The sequence below is a fragment of the Nitrosomonas sp. genome, from assembly GCF_043753625.1.
In the GTDB taxonomy this organism is placed as follows: Bacteria; Pseudomonadota; Gammaproteobacteria; order Burkholderiales; family Nitrosomonadaceae; genus Nitrosomonas.
Genome location: NZ_JAYUWI010000104.1, coordinates 1 through 3,725, shown reverse-complemented (window position 1 = coordinate 3,725; position 3,725 = coordinate 1). Strand labels below are relative to the sequence as shown.

At 49.1% G+C, this 3,725-nt stretch carries 4 protein-coding genes; all 4 read left to right on the top strand.

Features of this window, described 5'->3' with window-relative positions:
• Positions 1–246 precede the first annotated feature (246 nt).
• The 4 genes from ACH10T_RS09045 to ACH10T_RS09030 are packed head-to-tail and all read left to right on the top strand — an operon-like array spanning position 247 to position 3,675.
• Positions 247–1,104 carry a 3',5'-nucleoside bisphosphate phosphatase gene (locus ACH10T_RS09045; protein ID WP_394808963.1) on the top strand — a complete coding sequence of 286 codons (858 nt, stop codon included), beginning with the start codon at positions 247–249 and terminating at the stop codon, positions 1,102–1,104.
• A 51-nt stretch (positions 1,105–1,155) separates the two neighbouring features.
• Positions 1,156–1,788 carry an L-threonylcarbamoyladenylate synthase gene (locus ACH10T_RS09040; protein WP_394808962.1) on the top strand — a complete coding sequence of 211 codons (633 nt, stop codon included), beginning with the start codon at positions 1,156–1,158 and terminating at the stop codon, positions 1,786–1,788.
• Positions 1,781–2,446: a site-2 protease family protein gene (locus tag ACH10T_RS09035; RefSeq protein ID WP_394808961.1), complete on the top strand. Its 666-nt coding sequence runs from the start codon at positions 1,781–1,783 to the stop codon at positions 2,444–2,446. Before ACH10T_RS09040 ends, ACH10T_RS09035 begins: the two co-directional genes overlap by 8 nt.
• A 26-nt stretch (positions 2,447–2,472) precedes the next feature.
• Positions 2,473–3,675 carry a tryptophan--tRNA ligase gene (locus tag ACH10T_RS09030; RefSeq protein ID WP_394808960.1) on the top strand — a complete coding sequence of 401 codons (1,203 nt, stop codon included), beginning with the start codon at positions 2,473–2,475 and terminating at the stop codon, positions 3,673–3,675.
• Positions 3,676–3,725: the final 50 nt, after the last annotated feature.

Here is a 3,725-nt window from a genome sequence, read left to right as displayed (position 1 = left end):
AATCCAAATTTCGTCACAACACTTTGTTGCTCACAAAAAATGTTTCCTTACATATCAATTATATGCTGCGTCACCATTTTTTGCTCGCGCCTCGTTTTGTTTGGAACTTTGAATTTTTAGACGTGCCCTTATGAAATATACATTTCTTCATAGTTCTAACTATCTCTTTAATTATCCAGCTCAATTATTTCTCTTAAACCGGGTTATTTGCTATGATGCGTGTCCTGCTTTGCGCAACGAATCTTCATGCTCAATATTGATCTGCATTGTCATTCCACAATTTCTGATGGTTTATTAACACCCGTTCAACTGGTCGAACGTGCCGCGCTACGCGGTGTTGAAACGCTGGCCTTAACCGATCATGACGACATCGCCGGGTTAGTAGAAGCGCGCCAGACAGCCGACGCAAAAAATATCACATTTATAAACGGCGTGGAAATATCCGTCAGTTGGCGCGGCCGTACCTTGCATATTGTCGGACTGGACATTGATCCAGAGTATACGCCACTCATCGAAGGTCTGACCGCTATCCGCGCAGGCCGTTCGCAACGTGCCGCCAATATTGCTGCAGAACTCGACAAAATTGGTATCCACGGTAGCCTGGAAGGCGCTTATGCCCACGTGGGCGAGCGGCGTTTGATCGGGCGCACGCATTTTGCCCGCTTCCTGGTTGAGCAAGGCTATGCCAAAGACGTAAAATCCGTATTTAAAAAATATCTGGTGAAAGGCAAGCCGGGATATACTCCGCACGAATGGGCGACACTCAATGATGCGGTAAGCTGGATCTGCGGCAGCGGGGGGTGTGCAATCATCGCGCATCCGGGACGCTACGATCTAGGCAAAAATGTACTCAATGATTTACTTGATGAATTTTGTGTGCTGGGTGGATCGGCCATTGAAGTGGTCACGTCGAGTCACACACCGGAGCAGGTTCGTCACTTTGCGCAACATGCGCAAAACAAGAATCTGATGGCTTCATGCGGCTCAGATTTTCATGGTCCGGGAGAAAGCTTTCACGATCTGGGACAATTACCCGAATTTCCGCAGGGATGCACACCCGTCTGGCATCACTGGAAAAACACAATAGCAGTCGAACTTGTATAACAATTGTTGATAAACTGATAACACTTCTTTAATCCAGATACAGTCCTTACTGTGGCCCAATTTTTTTCTATTCACACTGACACACCGCATTTACGCCTGATCAAACAGGCCGTAACGATCGTACGCAGCGGCGGAATCATCGTCTACCCCACTGATTCTTGCTACGCCCTGGGTTGCCACCTCGGTGATAAAAACGCGATGGCGCGTATCCGCACCATCCGGCAAGTGGATGAGCGCCATCATTTCACGCTGGTGTGCCGAGATCTGGCGGAAATTTCAACCTACGCAAAAGTCGACAACAGCCAGTACCGGTTACTCAAAGCCACGACACCCGGCAGCTACACATTTATTTTGCAAGCCACGCGGGAAGTTCCACGCCGCATGCAACATCCGAAACGCAATACCATCGGCTTGCGCATTCCCGATCATCCGGTCGTTCTGGCGCTGCTGGAAGAACTCGGCGAACCATTACTCAGTTCTACTTTGATATTACCGGAAGACGAGTTTCCGCTGAATGATGCGGAGGAAATCCGCGAACGCCTGGAGCATCAGGTTGAATTGATCATGGATGCCGGTTCCTGCGGTATAGAAATGACCACCGTGATCGATTTAACCACCGACGTGCCCGAATTGATCCGGCAAGGCAAAGGCGGTCTCGAACCCTTTGGACTCAGCCATGGATGAAATTATTCAAGGCATCGCCATTTATGCCTTACCGGTCATTTTCGCCATCACTATGCACGAAGCGGCGCATGGTTATATTGCCAAACATTTTGGCGACTTCACTGCCTTTAACGAGGGGCGCATCAGTCTTAATCCGATCCGGCATATCGACCTCATTGGCACGATTCTGGTACCACTGACGTTATTCGTTCTCAGCAAGATGACGGTCGGCGCGGGATTTTTATTTGGCTGGGCCAAACCGGTGCCGGTTAATTTTGCCAACTTACGCCAGCCGAAACGCGACATGCTCTGGGTAGCCGCAGCCGGCCCCGGCGCTAATCTGCTGATGGCGTTTTTTTGGGCTTTGATGATCAAAATCGCCATTGCCATGCCGGAAAGCAGTTTCGCAAAACCGTTGGCGCTGATGGGAATCGCAGGAATCGAAATCAATGTCATCCTGATGGTACTCAACCTACTGCCGTTACCGCCTTTGGACGGAGGCCGCATGGCCATCAGTCTGCTGCCACACCGTTTAGCTTACCCCTTTTCTCGGATCGAGCCTTACGGATTTATCATATTATTGGGATTGTTATTCAGCGGTGTGCTGGGTACGGTGATTGGGCCTATGATTACCTGGACTAAAATAATTATTGTGTCAATTTTTGGGTTATATATCTAACAACGTTTTACATTTAGGATATCAAAATGTTTGCTGATCGCGTTTTATCAGGCATGCGCCCCACCGGCAGCCTGCATTTAGGACATTATCATGGCGTATTAAAAAATTGGGTAAAATTGCAGCAGCAATATGAATGCCTGTTTTTTGTCGCGGATTGGCATGCTTTGACCACCCATTACGACACACCGGAAATTATCGAACAAAATGTTTGGGATATGGTGATTGATTGGCTGGCTGCGGGCGTTGATCCCTCGCAAGCGATTTTATTCATTCAATCCAAAGTACCCGCGCACGCCGAACTGTATTTATTGCTGTCGATGATGACGCCGCTCGGCTGGCTGGAACGCGTGCCTACGTATAAAGACCAGCAGGAAAAACTGTCTGAGAAAGATCTCAGCACTTATGGTTTTCTTGGCTATCCGTTGCTGCAAAGTGCGGATATTCTGATTTACCGCGCCAATCTGGTTCCCGTCGGGGAAGATCAAGCACCGCACCTGGAATTTACGCGCGAAATTTCGCGCCGCTTCAATCATATTTATGGCAAAGAACTCGGCTTTGAAGAAAAAGCGGAATTAGCTGTCAAAAAGCTGGGCTCAAAGAAATCAAAACTGTATACCGAGTTGCGCAATCTGTATCAAGAGCAGGGCGATGAACATGCGTTGGAAGAAGCCCAATCATTACTGAATGAGCAGCAGAATCTCAGCCTGGGCGACCGGGAACGCTTATTTGGTTATCTGGAAGGTGGCGGCAAAATGATTCTGACCGAGCCTGAAACATTGCTCACCGAAGCTTCCAGAATGCCCGGCCTGGATGGTCAGAAAATGTCCAAGTCCTATAACAACACCATCAGCTTGCGCGAAGACCCGGAAAGCATCCAAAAAAAAATCCGCACCATGCCGACGGATCCGGCGCGGGTGCGGCGCAGCGATCCGGGTGATCCTGCCAGGTGTCCGGTATGGCAATTCCATTTGGTTTATTCCGACGATAACACCCGCGAATGGGTGCAGCGCGGTTGCAAGAACGCGGAAATTGGTTGCCTGGATTGCAAATCGCCCATCATTGACAAGATTCTGGCCGAACAAGCGCCGATGTATGAACGCATTATGAAGTACGAAGAAGATCCAACACTAGTGCGCAACATCATTGCGGATGGTTGCGAGAAAGCCAACAAACTGACGGAAGAAACCATGCGTGACATTCGCGAAGCCATGGGACTCAGTTATTCCTAGGTGATTACATTCATGGTTCGACAAGCTTGTATGGTGTTTCTGGCTCCTTC